Genomic DNA, 17,844 nt, shown 5'->3' with positions numbered 1-17,844 from the left:
GATGGACATGCAGGAGAAATACAGACAGCAGTTGGATATTTCCTATTCCTATCATCTGGCGAAACGGATGGAAAAACACCGCACCAACGAAGAACTCGGCTATCGGACGGCGGGGTCGAAGGCAGAGCTTGCAACCGGGGAAATGCTGGAGCAGGAGATGCACACAATCGGTTTTCCGATTATCCATAAGGATGCGATTACAGTAGATGCGTGGGAATTTGAACGCGCGAAAATGACTTTTTTAAACGAAAAAGGCGAAGAGGAAACGATACAGCTTGGCGCGTATCAGACGAATTTTGTGACGGACGGACCGGAGTGCTATTCGGTTGTGTATGCAGGCAGAGGAACTCTGCAGGATTATGAAGGAATGGATGTGACCGGAAAGCTCGTATTAGTGGATATCAACCAGCGGGATGAGTGGTGGATCAATTATCCGGTTTATCAGGCGCATTTAAAAGGCGCGGCAGCTGTCATTGCCGCACAGACGGGCGGCTACGGAGAGGTAGACGAACGCGCACTGAACGCACAGGATATCGCGGGACCGTCGAATGCACCGGCATTTTCGATTGCCCGGCACGATGCAGATCAATTGAAAAAAATGCTGCAGGGCCGCAGTGAGGTAAAGGTGCTGTTTGACGCTTCGACAAAGGTGATCCCGGCGCAGACGACCTATAACATCGTCGGGGAGATTCCCGGAAAAACGCACCCGGAGCGCAGAATTATGCTTTCCGCACATTACGATTCCTATTTTGACGGTTTTCAGGATGATAACACCGCGATTTCGATGATGCTTTCGATGGGAAAAACGCTGCTGGAAATTGGATATCAGCCCGAAAATACGCTGATGTTCTGCTGCATGGCGTCCGAGGAATGGGGCGTGGCGGATTCGCAGTTCGACTGGTCGACGGGCGCGTATGAACAGGTATTTACGGTGCATCCGGAGTGGCGGGGAAGCGTGATTGCCGACCTGAATTTTGAGCTTCCTGCGCTGGCACATGGGACGCGGGCGAGGATTCGGAGCACGTTCGAATACGTTTCTTTTCTGGAAGAATTTCTGGAAGAGCTGCCGAGCCTGACCGGCGCATATCCGGAGGAAACGAGGATTACCGCGCCGATTGAAACCTGGTCGGACGATTTTTCCATTGCGATTGCCGGAATTCCGTCGATGGTAAATGATTTTACGGGCGGAAGCTTTATGGAAACGAACTATCATTCACAGTTCGACAACGATGGCTTTTACGATGAGGATGTTTATCGGATGCACCATGAGCTGTTTGGACTTTTGCTGATGGCGATTGACCGTACGGTTGTTGTTCCGCTGGATTTTTCCAGAGTATTCCGAAAAGCAAGGGAGCGGCTGGACAGCGAATGGTGTGAAAAGACCGGCGCGGACGGACAACGGCTGTTACGGGTGTTGGAGCAGGCGACGGCGACGGCGCAACAGCTGTATGCAAAGGTAGAGAAAACGAACCGGAACGCGAGGCACGCTGGTGTGGGAAATGCATCTGGACTGTGCGTAGCGGAGACTGGCGATGCCGGAGCGATGAATGGAGATTTAATCGCATGTGTGCAGGGAACGGACACTGCTGCAGGAGTACCTGCGGCAGACACCCGGAAGCTGGAACGAGCGCTTTTACAGGTTTTCCAGCAGGAGCAGGACGCCTATGTGCGGATCGACTGGTATGGAAACGTGTTGTTCCCGCATGGAATTTTGCAGGATCGTTTGCAGCTTCTGGAAGGTGCGGTGCGCAATCTGAAAGAGGGCAGGCTCTCAGCGGCACTGCGCAAGCTGTATGAGATCGACAGCAACCGGTACGCATTTTTGTTTGAAGAAGAGGTTTATCAACATTTTACATCGTATGCGCTGGATCAGAGCTCAGATCGGCTGAAATGGGGAACCGGAAGAATTATCGGGTTTGAAAACTTTTTCCCGGTTGTGACCGGACTTCTGGAAAAAGAAAAGACGGACTGCAGTGATTTTACGAAAGAAATTGCACAGCTGGAGGCTGCATATGAGCGCCAGAGCGATTTGTACCGGAAAGAAATCGATACGCTGTGCGTGCAGACGGAAAGGATGGAGCGGCTTTTGAGAGAAGCCGGAGTGGAATTTTATGGACAGTGAAAAACTGTATCGAGTACAGGAAGAGGATTTGTCGAAGCTTGAGGAGCTGTTGTGCCGTTCGTTTGCGGCGGACCCGTTGTATGTGGAGCTGATTCCGGATGAAGAGGTGCGGAAACGACTGATGCCGGAGCTGTTTCAATGCGACCTGACGGAATTTTATGAGACGTGTGAAATTTTTGCAGACAGTAAGGATTTAAACGGCATATTGGTCGTTTCGGATGAAACGGAGCCGTACCATCTGCTGCATCGTTATTTTACGGAGGTGCAGGCGACGCTGCGCACGGAGGGCTATCTGATCCGGGAGGATCACAGCCTGAAAACATTTTTTAATTTCGTGCTCGGCAGGGATTACCTGAATTCCAGCTGGACGGATCAGCTACATCAGGATCGGAGACTACATATCATTTATCTGGCGGTTGATCCGGAAATGCAGCATCACGGAATCGCGGCGACGCTGGTGGAAGAGGCAGTTGCATACGCGGAACGCAACGATCTGATGATTTCGCTGGAAACGCACAACCCGCGTAACGTTGCGTTTTATCAGCAGTTCGGGTTTAAGGTGTACGGAGTCGTGGAAAAGCATTTTTCCCTGAAACAATATTGTCTGGTGCGGGAAATCCAGGCGTAATATTCTAACAGTTCACCGCGCCATTTCATTCGCAAAAACGCATCTTCGATGCTTTCCGCTGCTTCGCAGCTCCTTTTGCTCATGAAATGGCGCTCCCTTCGTAGTTTCCTGGGAGCAGATTTTCCCGCAAGCGCGAAATCTGCTCCCAGGAAGCTACGAGTGAACTGTAGTACCATATTTGGATCGGCTTGAAAGTCATACCGTTTACGGTATTCCCTTTCAAGCCGATTGTGCTATATAATGAGCACGAAAGAAAAACAAGCGACGCTGAAAGCGGCATTTGTTTTTCTCGTGCCATTAGAGAACGAGCAGCCTGCGAAGCAGGCGGTAGAGCGCGTCAGCGCGTGCTCGTGATCGAAGGAGAGAAGCGCAAGCACGAAAGAAAAACAAGCGACGCTGAAAGCGGCATTTGTTTTTCTCGTGCCATTAGAGAACGAGCAGCCTGCGAAGCAGGCGATAGAGCGCGTCAGCGCGGGCTCGTGATCGAAGGAGAGAAGCGCGAGCACGAAAGAAAAACAGCGACGCTGAAAGCGGCATTTGTTTTTCTCGTGCCATTAGAGAACGAGCAGCCTGCGAAGCAGGCGGTAGAGCGCGCCAGCGCGGGCTCGTGATCGAAGAAGAGTAGCGCGAGCGGGGACAGCCGGGCTGTTCATCGCAAAGGGCGAAGCCGGTTGCTGATAACCGGTTCATTCTGACATGTTGGTTTGATCTTGTTATTTCTTTTATTATTCTGATGTTTCTAGTTCAATTCTACACAAGATTCCAGGCATGTACGCAATTTTTCACAAGGAGGTGATTGAACAGCTGAATAAGGCTTATAAAAGTATATAAATTATAGGTGTATCAGCACAGACATTACGAAATTGGGATTCTAATGGAAAACTTCATCCGCATCATACTACAACAAGTGGTTATAGGTATTATTCCGATGAACAGCTCAACCAGGTAATGAATGTAAAACCTAAAACAAAAGCTGAACTGGGTAAAACTTGCTGAACATGGACGTATTCCCACAGATGCTAAATATAGGAATCCGAGAGTATCCTTTGATGGATTGAATTGGTGGATTAGCGTATGTGTAGAATTCCCAGACTGCAGGGACAGGTCTAATCATGATGGAATCGGTATAGACTTTGGAATTAAGGATTTGGCGATATGTTCTGATGGTAACACCTACAAGAATATAAACAAAAGCCAGACTGTTAAGAAGCTGGAGAAATGCAAGCGTAGATTGCAACGCAGCGTATCTCGTAAATATGAACACAATAAGAAAGGAGGAAGTTACTGTAAAACTAACAATATAGTAAAAAAAGAAAAACTTTTACTTAAAGTAAATCACAGATTAGCAAATATCCGAAAAGATTATTTGAATCAGACCACATCTGAAATCGTAAATCGAAAACCAAGATTTATCTGTATCGAAGATTTAAACGTTAGTGGGATGATAAAAAATAGACATTATAAATGTGAATGTGGAAATGTTATAGATAGAGATTTCCAGGCATCACTAAACCTAAAAGCTTATGGAGAACAATTTGCAAGCTAACACTTAAATGTTAATGCAAATATGTACGGATGCGTTAATTCGGAATTTACGCCTATGGAGAGTACAAGAACTTGTGAGTAGATAGGTATTTATGCCATCAAAAGCATACTCGTTGAAGTAGGAATGAAACATAAAAGTTTATAACTTTTTATAAGTTTTCAGTAACGGGCGAATGGACGACACACAAAAAATGGAATATGCGAGGGCGTTTCTGCAAAAGGAGGTAGAGTCGGAATTTCCTTACCCGTTTCAGATTCTGACGGAGGAGGACAGTTTTTTATTCTGCTTTAAAAATGGATGCAGGGACTGCTGTGCTCGTTTAAAGGCGACAAAAGGGATGCTCGATAGGCTCTGCAGCGGGGATAAAAAGGTGCAGAAGCAGGAAAAAGAGCGGATGCTTCGGGTTCTTGAGGCAGCAGTGGAAGCGCAGGAAAATACGGCTCTTTCAGAAAAAAGTGAGTACGGAAAAATGAAAAATATGCTGATTCTTCGTCCGCTCAATCTGGATTTTTACCGAAGCGAGCTTGTAAACGTGCCGTATATCCGCATCGGGGATGTAGCGCTGGTGCTGTACTGCGTTTTATCTCATCTGGGAGGAGATTATTTTACGACGAAGGTGTACCGGGATCAGGTTCAGAAATGGATGGTCCCCGAAGCGGAGGTAATGCGGGCGGCGCTGGTCAATACGAGCTTTTTGTATCCGCCGCGGCTGTATTCGATCCAGTGCCTGATGGGCTGGGACGGAAAGCGGTACGAGAACGGCATTTTTATGGGGGAGGACGACGAACAGAAAATCCCGCCGGGCATGCGCAGCTATCTGTTGACAAATACGCTGGAAATCAACGGAGCGATTGCCGTTTTTTATCCGGGTGTTGCGGAGAAAATTGCGCAGGATCTGGGCGGTGACTTTTATATTGCGTTTACGAGTATTCATGAGGCACAAATTCATGGCGTCGGAATGATTTCTCCGGAAATAGTGGAGTACAGTTTGCAGGAAACGAACCGGGAATGTACCAGACCGGAGGAGGTTCTGTCCAATCATGTATATCTTTACAATCAGGAGAAAAAGACATTTTCAATGCTTATGGACGGCGATTTTCTGGAGGTAGAACATGAAGAATAGACGGGGAGAGTATCTGTATTTTTGCAGCGCAGAGCAGGACAGTCTGTATGCGTTGACGCTTTTTCGGGAAAAAGAAAAACAGGGAACGTTAAACGTACAGGAGACAGGATTGCTTCTCTGCATGGAACAACGCGCCGAAGACAGCTGGATTTATTTGATGCCTGCGGCGGTCTATGCGGCTGCCAACCAGAAAGGAGCGAGAAGCTGGATGAACCGGCAGAAGCAGGAGAAAATAGATCTCTGGAATGAGAAGGGGATTGCATGGATGCGCCGATATCCGGTATTTTTGGAGCAGTTTGGATGGAAACAGCGGCGCTACGCGATTCTGGCAGCGGGAATTTTTGAGCAGCTGGAAGAGGAATCTATGGACGAGTTTGAAAAAGGAAAAAATCAGGTTTGCCATTTTTTACAGGGAAGCTGGGGATTTCTCTGGAAGCGTATGCAGCAGTGCGACAGGCTGAGTGTGCAGGAATGGAAAGAAATGAAAGCGCCGTGGAAGGATTCTGTGCGGATGGACTGCGCGATGTCCGGCATTCTTTTATTGATGGCACAGCTTCTGAAAAAAGAACTGGAAGAGCGCGACCGGCTCTGCGTGGGATTTATGAAGCTGCAGCAGTTCACACAGGAGAGCCTGCGAACAAATGGTATCGCTGCGAAGCAATCTGCAAAGGTATCGGGAGCTGAACCAGTGGATGCATGCGGTACAGAAATCCGTTCTGTGGGCGTTGGTACGAATCCCACCTCGCTTGTCGAATCCGAAAAGATGGGATGGCTGTTCCAGAAATTTCGCAATCCGGAGCGCCCTGCTTATATCCATGAAAAAGGGCGGATTTCCAGTGAATGGCTGGAACAGCTGCATCAGATTATGGAGCTGGCGGGACTTCCGGCAGGAACATTTGAAGCGGTCAGCCTTTCTGTGCAGGAGGTAAACGGCCTTGTAAATCTGATGGGAGAAAAGCTGACTGCGCGCCAGTATATGACGTTTCTGATGTTGTATTCGGTGTCGCGGGAGCTTGCACAGGCAGGGCGCACGGCAGCAGCGCTGCAGTTTATCCAGACATCCCGTCTGAGGGGAGCACCGCCAGCTGCGATGGGGACAGGGATGACAGCGGCGGCACTGATGTCAGGCGGGGCTGGTGCAATGGTGGCGGAGCGAAGCAGGTACGGAGTAAGAAAAATGTCAGATGCAGATGGAAATCTGGTGTCTGCAGAGCAGCCGGCTTTGTATACACAGTCCGTGCCGCAGGCGTCACAAAACAGCTATTGATCGTACGAGGTTCCTTCGGTGTAAGGCGCCTGCGGAATGGAGATTTTTACGCAAGATAGCAGAACATAAACACAAAATGACACAGGCTGCCGGCCATGACGAACAAATGAAAAATTTCGTGTAAGCCGAACATCGGATGCCGTGCGTCAAACAGCGGCAGCCTGAGCGCGTAGATAATGCCGCCTGCAGTATAGATCAGTCCGCCGGCGAGCAGCCATAAAAAGGCGTGAAGCGGAAGCAGGGAAAACAGCTGTCCCAGAACGGACAGGCAGCTCCAGCCCATTGCGATATACAAAACAGAGGAAAACCATTTTGGACAGGTGATCCAGAAGCCTTTGATAAAAATTCCGACCAGCGCGATTCCCCAGACTGCGGCAAGCAGCATCAGACCGGAGGGCTTTGGCAGGGTCAGCAGGCATACCGGCGTATAGGTCCCTGCGATCAGGACGAAAATCATCATATGATCCATTTTCCGAAAGATACGCAGAATGCGCCCGGAGCAGTTGACAGAATGGTATATCGTGCTGGCGGCATACAATAAAACCATGCTGATCATAAAAACTGTCATTGCAGTGAGACTTTTTACACCGGAGTGGACAGCTGCGCGGACTAACAGCGGGACTGCTGCGCAGAGAGCGAGCAGCATGGCGATAAAGTGGGTGAGTGCGCTTCCGGGTTCCCGAATGGTTATGTTCATAGTAGTACCTCCTCCTTACATTTGGATACAATGGAATGCGTATTTTGCGGGCATTCTGGGTCAGGGATAGCAGAATGTTCGTTTAACAAGCGATGTGGCATTACAAAATATTATACGTAGTATTTAAAACTACATGTAATATATGCAGATACTACATGAAAAGTGACAAAATGTCAAGAAGAGATGATAGAAAAAAAGTTACCGTTCACACGCACCATTCGCAAAAGCGCATCTTCGATGCTTTCCGCTGCTTTGCAGCTCTTTTTGCTCATAAAATGGCGCTCCCTTTGTACCCTTCTGAGTTCAGATTTTCGTGCAAGCACGGAATCTGAACCCAGAAGGATACGAGTGAACTGTGACATAAAAAAAGAAACGAGCAGACCGCATTAGCAAATGCCGTACGGTTCTCGTTTCCGTTTCTATACTATATGATATTTAAGATGTCGGGCAAAAGTCCCCGACCTTGATGCCTGACTGGTTGATCATCCAAGACACCTGAATAAGTCGCAGGTTTCAAAAATGATGCAGCTTTCAATCTTCTTCAATCACCTGGATTTCCAGGTAATCGAAGTCAATTTCCTCAACAAAAGAATCCTGGCGGAAGCGTGTTTTGGCATGGCGGCGGAAATCATTGATATTGCTGTCGAGCCAGATTGGTTTGCCGAGGTCGAACTGCATGCAGACCTCCTGCAGCGCGTCGAAAACCTTATGGGTTCTGGTTTCTTCGCGGTCGTCGCAGATGACGGTATCGTTTAACATGTGGTTATTTTGAAATGTGCGCGCCCATAAACGGAACATGAAAAATCTCCTTTGATGTGAAAGCTGTTTACGTCAGTATAGCATAAATCCCGGAGGAAGTGCATAAATATATTTGTGTAGTGAAAAACCGGAGGAAGATTGGGCGGAATATCTAAAATTTTAATGAAATCCGTCTGTTTCCGCATCGGGTATGCTATAATAAAATTATCAAGAAAAGAGAGGCCGAAGGTATGGAACTTTTATTGGATGCAGAAAGCCAGATCGAAACGTGGCAGGAAGTGATATTGGTTTATAATGCCGCCCTGAAACAGATTAATACGAAGCTGGAAATTTTAAACGACGAATTTCAGCACGTTCATCAATATAATCCGATCGAACATATTAAATCCAGAATTAAGACTTCGGAGAGTATCGTAAAGAAGCTACGCAGGCATGGATATGAATCCACGATCGAAAATATGGTGAAGTATGTCAATGATATTGCGGGAATCCGTGTAATTTGTTCTTTTACATCGGATATTTACAGAATCGCGGAGATGATTCGACTGCAGAATGATATTCATGTCATCGCAGTCAAGGATTACATTCGCCTGCCGAAAGCGAGCGGCTATAAGAGCTATCATATGCTCGTGACCGTTCCGGTATTTTTGTCCGATCGCACTGTTGATGTAAAGGTGGAGATTCAGATCCGTACGGTAGCGATGGATTTCTGGGCGAGCCTGGAGCACAAGATCAATTACAAATTCGAGGGCAATGCGCCGGAGCATGTTAAGCGAGAGCTGATCGAATGTGCAGGCATGGTATCTGCACTTGATAACCGGATGCAGGAGCTGAACGAAGAGATTAAGGCATTAAGCAAGGAAGACACGGATGGAGTCTGACGGCTGACCGATCCTGTCAGGGTTCGCTTTATTCATGACAATAGAATGCTCGCAGAGCGTGCATTCTATTGTTTTTGAAAAACTTTTATGGTATTGAGGCAGTTCGGACGCGGATGCGATCGGGCTGCTTTTTTATTGGCTAGAAACTGCGTTTCTAGCCAATAAAAAACGCTCCGCGAGGATCGCACTGCGGCGGAGAATCCTGTAAGACATGAAACGGAAAATTTCCCCCTAAAAATGAGGAGTGCCCAGGGCCTCCCGGCACCTGGGCTATTATGAAAAAATTATCTGTGTTTCCTTTGGTAGATCGTTAAGTTTTGTTCCTTAACGACAAAGTCAGTATAGCAATTAAATATGAACAAATTATGAACACAATGTTAATATGTAGTTAATTAGCACAAAAACTCGAAAGGCATAAAAGAAAAACAGTGCAAAATGAATAAAACAAAAGCATTGGAAGAACCTCCGTTTTGATCTTGTTTCAAAATGGTAATAATGATACAATGAAACAGAGTATACACTGTTGTAAAAGATGCGATTTTGGGGGAAAGGATACTTTGCCCCGGGACACAGAATTGGGAACGGAACAGACAGAGAGGGAAATACATGCAGGATTTGGAAGCAAAGCGTTTGAGAGAATCGCTTGTAGAATACGAAAATTACTTAAATGAGATCCGTCAGGTTACACGAAAAAATGTGGAAGCTCTGGATGTGATTCAGAAATATACGGATCAGAGCGCTGCCGGAATGCAGAATCTGGCGGAGCAGAGCATTGAAGGAATCCAGCGTGTGACGACGGAGAGCGCCGGCGGACTGCGTAAAATTATCGAAACCGGCACGAGCAATTTAAGCCGGATGGCAGAAGGAAGCCAGGACAGCATCAACCGCACCGCACAGGAATGTATGGTTAGACTGCAGAACTATACAAAAGAAGGACTGCTGCGCCTCGACGAAGCACAGCAGAAAAATCAGGAAACTGCAGAGCAGGTCAGTCAGATTGAACAGGCGATCCTGGAGCATATGGATGAGATCAAGCAGCTCTTAAAGCAGTCCGATGATTTTACCCATAAGGAAAACGTAAAGGTATACCGCAACGTACAGGCGGTTGTCGTAGATGAAGTAAAGAAGCAGACCGAAGCGATAGCGGCACAGAATGACGAACTTGTCCGCCGCAATGAGCATTTGCAGAAGCAGGGCAGAGGACTCAGACCTCTGATGATTATTACTCTCGTGACCGCGCTGGCGAATATTGTTCTGGCAGCGGCGCAGATTGCAGGGCTGTTTTAATGGGCCGCGTAAACTGGCGGCCGGGCAATATGCTTTACCCGCTTCCGGCGGTCATGGTTTCGGTTGCGGATAAAGACGGAAAGCCGAATATTTTCACCGTTGCATGGACAGGTACGGTCTGTTCCAATCCGCCGATGGTGTCTATTTCGGTGCGTCCGGAAAGATATTCCTATCATTGTATTGAAGAGACAGGAGAATTTGTCATTAACCTGACGACGAAGGAATTGACGAAAGCAGCAGATTTCTGCGGCGTCAGAAGCGGTCGGGACGTGGACAAATTTGCAGAAATGAATCTGACACCGTGGCCGGGACAGAAAGTGTCGGTACCGCAGATCGCGGAAAGCCCGGTCAGCCTGGAATGCCGCGTGACGCAGAAGATAGAACTCGGCAGCCACACGATGTTTGTGGCAGAGGTCGTTTCAGTCAGTGTGGACGAGAAGTGGATGGATGAAACGGGACGGTTTCATCTGGAAAAAGCGGACCCGATCGTGTACTCCCACGGCACATATTACGGACTTGGGGAAGCAATTGGGACGTTCGGCTACAGCGTAGCCAAAAAGAAAAAGAAGAAAAGATGAACAGATTGAAGAAATATAGAGGACTGATCAAAAAGACCTGGTTTGCGACGACGGGAATCACATTGCTGGTACTCCTTTTTGGCGTGCCGTCTTTTCCACGATTTCAGAAAACAGGCGATAATTTTTATAAAGTCAGCATCAACGGAACGGAAATTGGCAACAGCAGCGACCCGGAGGAGGTAGAAAGGCTTGTTGCCGAGGCGCGCCGCGAAATCACAGAAACAGAAGGTACGATGGTATATATCCCGGTTGAAATCACTTCCGAAGGGCAGGAGCTGCTTTTTGGAAATACAGACAGCCGGCACAACTTATATAAAGCGATTTATGATGTTTTAAAAAGCAGCATTTCCACAACGCTGCAGCATGCTTATACGGTAAAAATCAACGAATATACGGTAAACCTGGGCAGCAGCAGTGACGTTCGGGCACTTTTACAGGCTGCACTTGACCGGTACGATACAGAACATGCCTATCGTGCAGATATTGTGATTGACCCGGACAGACAGCTGAACGTCCTGACGACTTCGGTTTCCAAAAAAGACGACAGCACCGGACAGCTGCAGCACGCAGCGGGGGAAGGTGCCGGGGCGGAACGCTTTTTTGACGAGCTGTTTGAAGAGATTGAGCCGGATCAGGGAACGGTGGATTTTTCCCAGATGGAATACGGCACGGTTTCCGTCGATTTCGGTGATACGGTCGAGATCGTGGATGCCTATTTGATGGAAAACGAGATCACGCCGCTGGAAACCGCGATTTCCGAGGTGACGGCGGATCAGCAGAAAGAGCAGATTTATGAAGTAAAGGCGGGAGATACGCTTTCCCAGATCGCAGAGGACAACGGTTTGACGATTGCAAATCTGGTTGCGATCAATCCAACCTTGGACAATGAAAATTCTGTCATCCGTACCGGTGATGAGCTGATCATCACCGTACCGGAGCCGGAACTTTCTGTTGTGCATACGGAACAGATTTATATGGAAGATACCTACGAAGCAGATGTGGTATATATCGACAATGACGAATGGTATACGACAAAGACAGAGCTGCGTCAGCAGCCCTCTGCAGGCTTCCGAAAAGCAGCGGCACTTGTGACTTATCGAAATGATGCTGTGGAATCACAGGAGATTTTGAAGGAAGAGGTTATCGTAGAGGCTGTTCCGAAGATCGTGGAGCGCGGAACCAAGGTTCCACCGACCTATATCAAGCCGATTTCCGGCGGACGGCTTTCCTCTGGCTTTGGCGGCAGAAAAGCACCCAAGAAGGGAGCGTCCACGAATCATAAGGGAATTGACTGGGCAACTCCCATCGGTACGGCGGTCATGGCATCCAGCGGCGGTACGGTTACAAGGGCAGGCTGGGGCAGCGGCTATGGCTACGTCGTTTACATCCAGCATGCGGATGGCAGAGAAACCCGTTACGGACACTTGAGCAAGGTTTTGGTCAGCGTCGGACAGAAGGTCAGCCAGGGGCAGAAAATTGCCCTGAGCGGAAACACGGGCCGAAGCACCGGACCGCACCTGCATTTTGAAATCCGGATTAACGGACAGGCAGTGAACCCGCTGAATTACCTGAATTGAAAGTTTTAGTTTACAAATGAAGTGGAATATGCTATAACCACAAGGACGGTAAAGGATTCTTTTTGCCGTTTTTGACGTGCATAAACGACGAAAAACAGAAGAAGATTATAATAAATAGATGCTGCATGCAGAGGCTGCATGCGCAGCAAAACAGATTCGAAAATAAAATTCAGGGATTTCTTTTTTCAGGCGCTGAAAGAGGAAATTGATGCGATGGACAGGCTGCCTGTGCAGCAGAAATAAGAGGAAATATGGAACAGTATGCAATCAATGGCGGAAATCCGCTGGTCGGCGAGGTTGAAATCGGGGGCGCAAAAAACGCGGCGCTGCCGATTCTGGCTGCTTCCCTGATGACGGATGAGACCGTACTGATCGAAAATATGCCGGATGTACGGGATACGAACATCCTTTTGGACGCGATGGCGGGGATTGGCACTCATGTGGAGCGGGTTGACCGTCACACCGTTAAAATTAACGGTTCTCTGATTCATGACTTAACGGTTAATGGTGATTCTGTCAAGAAAATCAGGGCATCCTATTACTTTTTGGGAGCCCTTCTTGGAAAATATAAAAAGGCTACAGTTGTACTGCCGGGCGGCTGCGATATCGGCTGCCGTGCAATCGACCAGCATATCAAAGGGTTCAAGGCACTGGGTGCGACGGTTGAGATTGCGCATGGCATGATTACGGCGGAAGCGTCCCATCTGTGCGGTGCGCACATTTATCTGGACGTTGTCAGTGTCGGAGCGACAATCAATATCATGATGGCTGCAGCGCTGGCAGAGGGCAGAACAACGATCGAAAATGCTGCAAAAGAACCTCATGTTGTGGATCTGGCGAACTTTTTAAACAGCATGGGAGCCAATATCAAGGGCGCAGGTACGGATGTGATCCGGATCCGTGGTGTAGAGCGACTGCATAAGACGGAATATCCGATCATCCCGGATCAGATCGAAGCCGGCACGTTTATGTTTGCTGCCGCTGCGACGCACGGCGATGTAACGGTCAAAAACGTGATTCCGAAGCATCTGGAATCCATTTCTGCAAAGCTGTCGGAAATCGGCTGTGAAGTGACAGAGTCGGATGATGCTGTCCGGGTAGTGGCTTCCAGACCGCTCAAACATACACAGGTAAAGACTCTGCCGTATCCGGGCTTTCCGACGGATATGCAGCCCCAGATCGCGGTGACGCTGGGTCTGTGCTGTGGCACGAGCATTGTAACAGAGAGTATTTTTGAAAATCGTTTCCGCTATGTGGACGAGCTGATCCGCATGGGCGCAAGCATTAAGGTGGAAGGGAATACTGCGATCATCGACGGCGTTTCCCGATATACCGGAGCGAGCATCAATGCGCCGGATCTGCGTGCCGGAGCAGCGCTTGTTATCGCAGCGCTGGCAGCGGAAGGAATGTCTGTCATTGACGATATCCGTTATATCGAACGCGGATATGAGGATTTTCCAGCAAAACTGCAGAGCCTCGGCGCCCAGATCGAAAAGGTGGAATCCGAACGGGAATTGCAGAAATTCCGCTTAAAGATTGGCTGAGACACTTTTCATAAATTGTCCTGTTGACAAATACAGGGCGCTATAGTATTTTAAATGAGTACCTGATAAGAAAATTCAATATTGTGCCTTCTCTTATTCAGAGTGGTGGAGATACATAGGATCTGTGAAGCCACGGCAACCCCGTTTTTTCGGAAGGTGCCAGCCTGAGCGAGTAGAAGTCCCATTTCCGGGACGGAAGCAATCGAACAATAAGAGGATTTGATTATCAAACTATCGGATCCGCTTTTTAGCGGATCTTTTTTGTACAGGAAGCTTTGTTTCCAATACAAAAATGCTCTGCAGGTAAAGAATCCTGTAGAGCAGGATCCTATTTTTCACAGCAAACATCTAAGGAGGAACAGATGGAAAAACGTTTATTTACTTCTGAGTCTGTAACAGAAGGACATCCCGACAAAATGTGCGATGCCATTTCCGACGCAATTCTGGACGCACTGATGGAAAAAGACCCGATGAGCCGTGTAGCCTGCGAGACAGCAAGCTGTACCGGTTTCGTACTGGTAACCGGTGAAATCACCACTAACGCATATGTAGATATCCCGAAGATCGTTCGTGAGACGGTTAAGGAGATCGGCTACGACAAGTCTGAGTATGGCTTTGACGGCAATACCTGTGCCGTTATGGTTTCGATCGACGAGCAGTCTTCTGATATCGCTATGGGCGTTGACAAGGCTCTGGAAGCAAAAGAAAACCAGATGTCTGAGGAAGAACTGGAAGCAATCGGCGCTGGCGACCAGGGTATGATGTTCGGCTATGCAACCAACGAGACCGAGGAATATATGCCTTACCCGATCTCTCTGGCTCACAAGCTGGCACAGCAGCTGACCAAAGTAAGAAAAGACGGCACACTGACCTATTTAAGACCCGACGGCAAGAGCCAGGTTTCTGTAGAATATGATGAAAACGACAAGCCGGTTCGTCTGGAAGCAGTTGTATTATCCACACAGCATGATCCCGATGTAACACAGGAACAGATTCACGAGGATATCAAAAAATATGTCTTTGATCCGATTCTGCCTGCAGAGCTGATCGATGAGAACACCAAGTTCTTCATCAATCCGACCGGACGTTTCGTAATCGGCGGACCTCACGGTGACGCTGGTCTGACCGGCCGTAAGATCATCGTAGACACCTACGGCGGATATGCACGTCACGGCGGCGGCGCTTTCTCCGGTAAGGACTGCACCAAGGTTGACAGAAGCGCAGCTTACGCAGCACGTTATGTTGCAAAGAACATTGTTGCAGCAGGACTGGCTGACAAGTGCGAAATCCAGCTGTCTTACGCAATCGGCGTAGCACAGCCTACCTCTATCATGGCAGACACCTTCGGCACCGGCAAGGTTTCCGATGAGAAGCTGGTTGAGATCATCCGTGAGAACTTCGACCTGCGTCCGGCAGGCATCATCAAGATGCTGAACCTGCGTCGTCCGATCTACAAGCAGACCGCTGCATACGGTCACTTCGGCCGCAACGATCTGGATCTGCCCTGGGAGAAGCTGGATAAGGCAGAAGATCTGAAGAAGTATCTGTAAGATCCACCCTTTTGTAAAATAAGGTACATTATAAAATCCCATGTTCCTGCCGCGGCAGCGTTATGTTGCTTCGGTGGTGGATGTGGGATTTTTTCGCCCACGGAGACACAGAAGAATTCCACTTTGCAGGATTTTTGTTTATTGCTATAATAAATGAAACAAATAGGTGATGCCAAAGATCAGGTGGAGGTTTTGATAAATGATTACCATTGCCATTGTGGAAGACGAGGAAGCTTATGCAAAGCAGCTGACAGAATATATTGAACAGTATCAACAGGAATCCGGCAAACGCTTTCGGGTAATACGGTTTACGGATGGAGATGAAATCGTAGAAAAATATACCGGAGAGTACGACATCATTCTGATGGATATTCAGATGCAGTTTATGGACGGGATGACAGCGGCGGAAGAAATCCGCAAGTTCGATACGAAGGTCGTCATCATGTTTATCACCAATATGACCAATTATGCGATCCGGGGATATGAGGTGGACGCGATGGATTATGTGCTGAAGCCGGTAACGTATTTTTCCTTTGCAAGGAAGCTGGAACGGGCGATTAGCAGAATTCCGCAGAAAACAGGAAAACCGGTAAAGGTTAATACCCCGGACGGCGTTGTGCGGATCGATGCAGGGGATGTTTATTATATTGAAAGCGAAGGACATAACCTGATTTATCATACGTCGAACGGAACCCTGAAAGAGCGGGCAAAGATGCAGGACGCGGCGGGAATATTTGAACCGCTCGGATTCTTTCGCAACAATAAGGGGTATCTTGTCAACCTGGAATATGTAGAAGGTGTAAAGGATGGATGCTGCACGATTCAGGGAGAGGCGTTGTTGATCAGCCGAGCAAGGAAGAACGATTTTATGACAGCATTGGCACAGTACATGGGGGAACATTGAAGATGGCAGAATTGCTGACAGGCACTTATGAGGATATTCCACGCTATTATACGGCGATTGCGGAATGGATATCCTGTATGTTGTTTTGTTATTTTTACAGAAGAAAAATGAAAAAGAGCTGCTTTGCAGGAATTGCGGCGGGAATGCTGGTTTTACAGACGGGATGGCTGATGCTTACCGGAAACGTCTCGACGCTGTTTTGGATTCCCTGTATGATCATTGCAATTGGAATGATGTTTCTGTTTTTATGGATGGTCATAGAGGCTACCTGGAAAATGGTAGCGTACTGCTGCATGAAAGCGTTTCTGACGGCAGAATTTATGGCTTCCCTGGAATGGCAGCTGGAATATTTTGCTTACAGGGGAAGGACTGAAAAAGGAGTTTTAAGCATTCTGACGCTGGCGATTGTGTATGGAGCAGTTACAATGATACTCTGGATCATAGAATCCCGGATGAAACGGGATGAGATTGAGCTGGAAATCAGCGTGAAGGAGCTGTACAGTACGCTGTTGATTGTATTGAGTGCGTTCATGCTGAGCAATTTAAGCTTCGTCTATCGCAATACGCCGTTCAGCGGATCCATTGCAACGGATATTTTTACGATCCGGACGCTGGTGGATTTTGGAGGGCTTGCAATCCTGTATGCCTATCAGAGCCTACGGCATGAAGTCGGCGCAGAAAAGGAGCTGTCCAAGATTCAGAGTATACTGACCGCCCAGTATGACAGCTACCGGAATTATCAGGAAGTGACAGACCTGATTAATATGAAATATCACGATTTAAAACATCAGATTGCGGGATTGCGGGCAGAACAGGACCCGGAAAAGCGGTCGAAATGGATTGATCAGATGGAAGACGAGCTGGCAGCCTATCAGCCGGAACGCCAGACGGGTAATCAGGTACTGGACGGTGTGCTGGACGGAAAGATGCCGCTGATCCGTAATGCCGGGATTGCATTTACCTGCGTCGCGGACGGAGAATTGTTGAAGTTTATTCATGTGACAGACATCTGTACGATTTTTGGAAATGCGCTGGACAATGCGATTGAGTATGTTTCCATGATCTCCGATCCGGAGAAAAAAATTATCCATATGGAAATTTCTTCGCGAAAGCAGTTTGTGTATGCAGAGGTCAGAAATTATTGCGATACGGAGATAAAAATTAAAAATGGATTTCCGATGACGACAAAACGGGATGCGGGAAATCATGGATTTGGGATTAAGAGCATTAGCTATGCGGCTAAAAAATATGGAGGAACGATGCAGTTCGGTGTAAAAGATCATTTCTTTTTCATAAGGATTTTGATTCCGAAAGAAGAAATAGAAAGCAGTTTGTGACAGATTTGGAACCATTCGTGCCAGAGGGATATTCCCTCTGGTTT

16 protein-coding genes, 1 pseudogene and 1 riboswitch are annotated in these 17,844 nt (G+C 47.9%); of the genes and pseudogenes, 15 read left to right on the top strand and 2 right to left on the bottom strand.

The annotated features are described in order from the left end of the window. Position 1: 1 nt before the first annotated feature. From OCV62_RS03420 to OCV62_RS03390, 7 genes and pseudogenes are all read left to right on the top strand, one after another. Positions 2–2,122 (top strand): M28 family peptidase, encoded by a 2,121-nt coding sequence (locus tag OCV62_RS03420; protein ID WP_262585133.1) that lies wholly within the window; start codon positions 2–4, stop codon positions 2,120–2,122. After that, complete coding sequence (locus tag OCV62_RS03415; RefSeq protein WP_021914249.1) at positions 2,112–2,750, top strand: GNAT family N-acetyltransferase; 639 nt, start codon at positions 2,112–2,114, stop codon at positions 2,748–2,750. Before OCV62_RS03420 ends, OCV62_RS03415 begins: the two co-directional genes overlap by 11 nt. A gap of 188 nt (positions 2,751–2,938) precedes the next feature. Then, positions 2,939–3,361, top strand: coding sequence for a hypothetical protein (locus tag OCV62_RS03410; protein WP_262585132.1), 423 nt, complete (start codon positions 2,939–2,941; stop codon positions 3,359–3,361). Positions 3,362–3,581: 220 nt separating this feature from the next. Continuing rightward, positions 3,582–3,734, top strand: a pseudogene (locus OCV62_RS18430) (helix-turn-helix domain-containing protein); the annotation flags it as partial. After that, complete coding sequence (locus OCV62_RS03400; protein WP_330667231.1) at positions 3,724–4,296, top strand: RNA-guided endonuclease InsQ/TnpB family protein; 573 nt, start codon at positions 3,724–3,726, stop codon at positions 4,294–4,296. The pseudogene OCV62_RS18430 and the gene OCV62_RS03400, both read left to right, overlap by 11 nt. 172 nt (positions 4,297–4,468) lie before the next feature. Further along, positions 4,469–5,419, top strand: coding sequence for a DUF5688 family protein (locus OCV62_RS03395; RefSeq protein WP_262585130.1), 951 nt, complete (start codon positions 4,469–4,471; stop codon positions 5,417–5,419). Next, the gene (locus OCV62_RS03390) at positions 5,409–6,686 is read left to right on the top strand and encodes a hypothetical protein (protein WP_021914039.1); all 1,278 of its coding nucleotides are present in this window, start codon (positions 5,409–5,411) and stop codon (positions 6,684–6,686) included. Before OCV62_RS03395 ends, OCV62_RS03390 begins: the two co-directional genes overlap by 11 nt. Before the next feature lie 46 nt (positions 6,687–6,732). Here OCV62_RS03390 and trhA read toward each other — a convergent pair whose 3' ends face one another. Further along, positions 6,733–7,383 (bottom strand): PAQR family membrane homeostasis protein TrhA, encoded by a 651-nt coding sequence (gene trhA, locus OCV62_RS03385; protein WP_021914040.1) that lies wholly within the window; start codon positions 7,381–7,383, stop codon positions 6,733–6,735. Positions 7,384–7,914: 531 nt separating this feature from the next. Further along, entirely contained in the window at positions 7,915–8,181 is a 267-nt protein-coding gene (locus OCV62_RS03380; protein WP_021914042.1) for a hypothetical protein, read from the bottom strand. 191 nt (positions 8,182–8,372) lie between these two features. On the opposite strand from OCV62_RS03380, the gene OCV62_RS03375 reads away from it, so the two are divergent. The 8 genes from OCV62_RS03375 (at position 8,373) to OCV62_RS03340 (ending at position 17,800) form a co-directional block, all read left to right on the top strand. Then, a complete protein-coding gene (locus OCV62_RS03375) occupies positions 8,373–9,023 on the top strand; it encodes a GTP pyrophosphokinase (RefSeq protein WP_262585128.1) in 651 nt (216 codons plus the stop codon). 606 nt (positions 9,024–9,629) lie between these two features. After that, positions 9,630–10,310 (top strand): hypothetical protein, encoded by a 681-nt coding sequence (locus tag OCV62_RS03370; protein WP_021914519.1) that lies wholly within the window; start codon positions 9,630–9,632, stop codon positions 10,308–10,310. Beyond that, positions 10,310–10,888, top strand: coding sequence for a flavin reductase family protein (locus tag OCV62_RS03365; RefSeq protein ID WP_021914518.1), 579 nt, complete (start codon positions 10,310–10,312; stop codon positions 10,886–10,888). The genes OCV62_RS03370 and OCV62_RS03365 overlap by 1 nt, the downstream gene beginning before the upstream one ends. Beyond that, the gene (locus OCV62_RS03360) at positions 10,885–12,465 is read left to right on the top strand and encodes a LysM peptidoglycan-binding domain-containing M23 family metallopeptidase (protein ID WP_262585126.1); all 1,581 of its coding nucleotides are present in this window, start codon (positions 10,885–10,887) and stop codon (positions 12,463–12,465) included. The genes OCV62_RS03365 and OCV62_RS03360 overlap by 4 nt, the downstream gene beginning before the upstream one ends. Positions 12,466–12,716: 251 nt before the next feature. Continuing rightward, the gene (locus OCV62_RS03355) at positions 12,717–14,009 is read left to right on the top strand and encodes a UDP-N-acetylglucosamine 1-carboxyvinyltransferase (protein WP_117960069.1); all 1,293 of its coding nucleotides are present in this window, start codon (positions 12,717–12,719) and stop codon (positions 14,007–14,009) included. A 90-nt stretch (positions 14,010–14,099) separates the two neighbouring features. Beyond that, positions 14,100–14,225, top strand: a riboswitch (SAM riboswitch). Positions 14,226–14,371: 146 nt separating this feature from the next. Further along, positions 14,372–15,559: a methionine adenosyltransferase gene (metK, locus tag OCV62_RS03350; protein ID WP_021914515.1), complete on the top strand. Its 1,188-nt coding sequence runs from the start codon at positions 14,372–14,374 to the stop codon at positions 15,557–15,559. A gap of 199 nt (positions 15,560–15,758) precedes the next feature. Continuing rightward, positions 15,759–16,463, top strand: coding sequence for a LytR/AlgR family response regulator transcription factor (locus OCV62_RS03345; protein WP_262585125.1), 705 nt, complete (start codon positions 15,759–15,761; stop codon positions 16,461–16,463). Between the two features lie 2 nt (positions 16,464–16,465). After that, positions 16,466–17,800 carry a sensor histidine kinase gene (locus OCV62_RS03340; protein WP_262585124.1) on the top strand — a complete coding sequence of 445 codons (1,335 nt, stop codon included), beginning with the start codon at positions 16,466–16,468 and terminating at the stop codon, positions 17,798–17,800. Positions 17,801–17,844 lie beyond the last annotated feature (44 nt).

Source organism: Gallintestinimicrobium propionicum, from assembly GCF_025567525.1.
Taxonomy (GTDB): Bacteria; Bacillota; Clostridia; order Lachnospirales; family Lachnospiraceae; genus Gallintestinimicrobium; species Gallintestinimicrobium propionicum.
The sequence above is the reverse complement of the archived record's forward strand: the minus strand, read 5'-3'. Positions and strand labels throughout refer to the sequence as shown.

Coding starts and splice junctions, on each gene's coding strand:
- OCV62_RS03370 (WP_021914519.1), top strand. CDS start 9,630: ATGCAGGATTTGGAAGCAAAGCGTTTGAGAGAATCGCTTGTAGAATAC.
- OCV62_RS03375 (WP_262585128.1), top strand. CDS start 8,373: ATGGAACTTTTATTGGATGCAGAAAGCCAGATCGAAACGTGGCAGGAA.
- OCV62_RS03380 (WP_021914042.1), bottom strand. CDS start 8,181: ATGTTCCGTTTATGGGCGCGCACATTTCAAAATAACCACATGTTAAAC.
- OCV62_RS03420 (WP_262585133.1), top strand. CDS start 2: ATGGACATGCAGGAGAAATACAGACAGCAGTTGGATATTTCCTATTCC.
- OCV62_RS03395 (WP_262585130.1), top strand. CDS start 4,469: ATGGACGACACACAAAAAATGGAATATGCGAGGGCGTTTCTGCAAAAG.
- metK (WP_021914515.1), top strand. CDS start 14,372: ATGGAAAAACGTTTATTTACTTCTGAGTCTGTAACAGAAGGACATCCC.
- OCV62_RS03360 (WP_262585126.1), top strand. CDS start 10,885: ATGAACAGATTGAAGAAATATAGAGGACTGATCAAAAAGACCTGGTTT.
- OCV62_RS03365 (WP_021914518.1), top strand. CDS start 10,310: ATGGGCCGCGTAAACTGGCGGCCGGGCAATATGCTTTACCCGCTTCCG.
- OCV62_RS03415 (WP_021914249.1), top strand. CDS start 2,112: ATGGACAGTGAAAAACTGTATCGAGTACAGGAAGAGGATTTGTCGAAG.
- OCV62_RS03340 (WP_262585124.1), top strand. CDS start 16,466: ATGGCAGAATTGCTGACAGGCACTTATGAGGATATTCCACGCTATTAT.
- OCV62_RS03355 (WP_117960069.1), top strand. CDS start 12,717: ATGGAACAGTATGCAATCAATGGCGGAAATCCGCTGGTCGGCGAGGTT.
- trhA (WP_021914040.1), bottom strand. CDS start 7,383: ATGAACATAACCATTCGGGAACCCGGAAGCGCACTCACCCACTTTATC.
- OCV62_RS03390 (WP_021914039.1), top strand. CDS start 5,409: ATGAAGAATAGACGGGGAGAGTATCTGTATTTTTGCAGCGCAGAGCAG.
- OCV62_RS03345 (WP_262585125.1), top strand. CDS start 15,759: ATGATTACCATTGCCATTGTGGAAGACGAGGAAGCTTATGCAAAGCAG.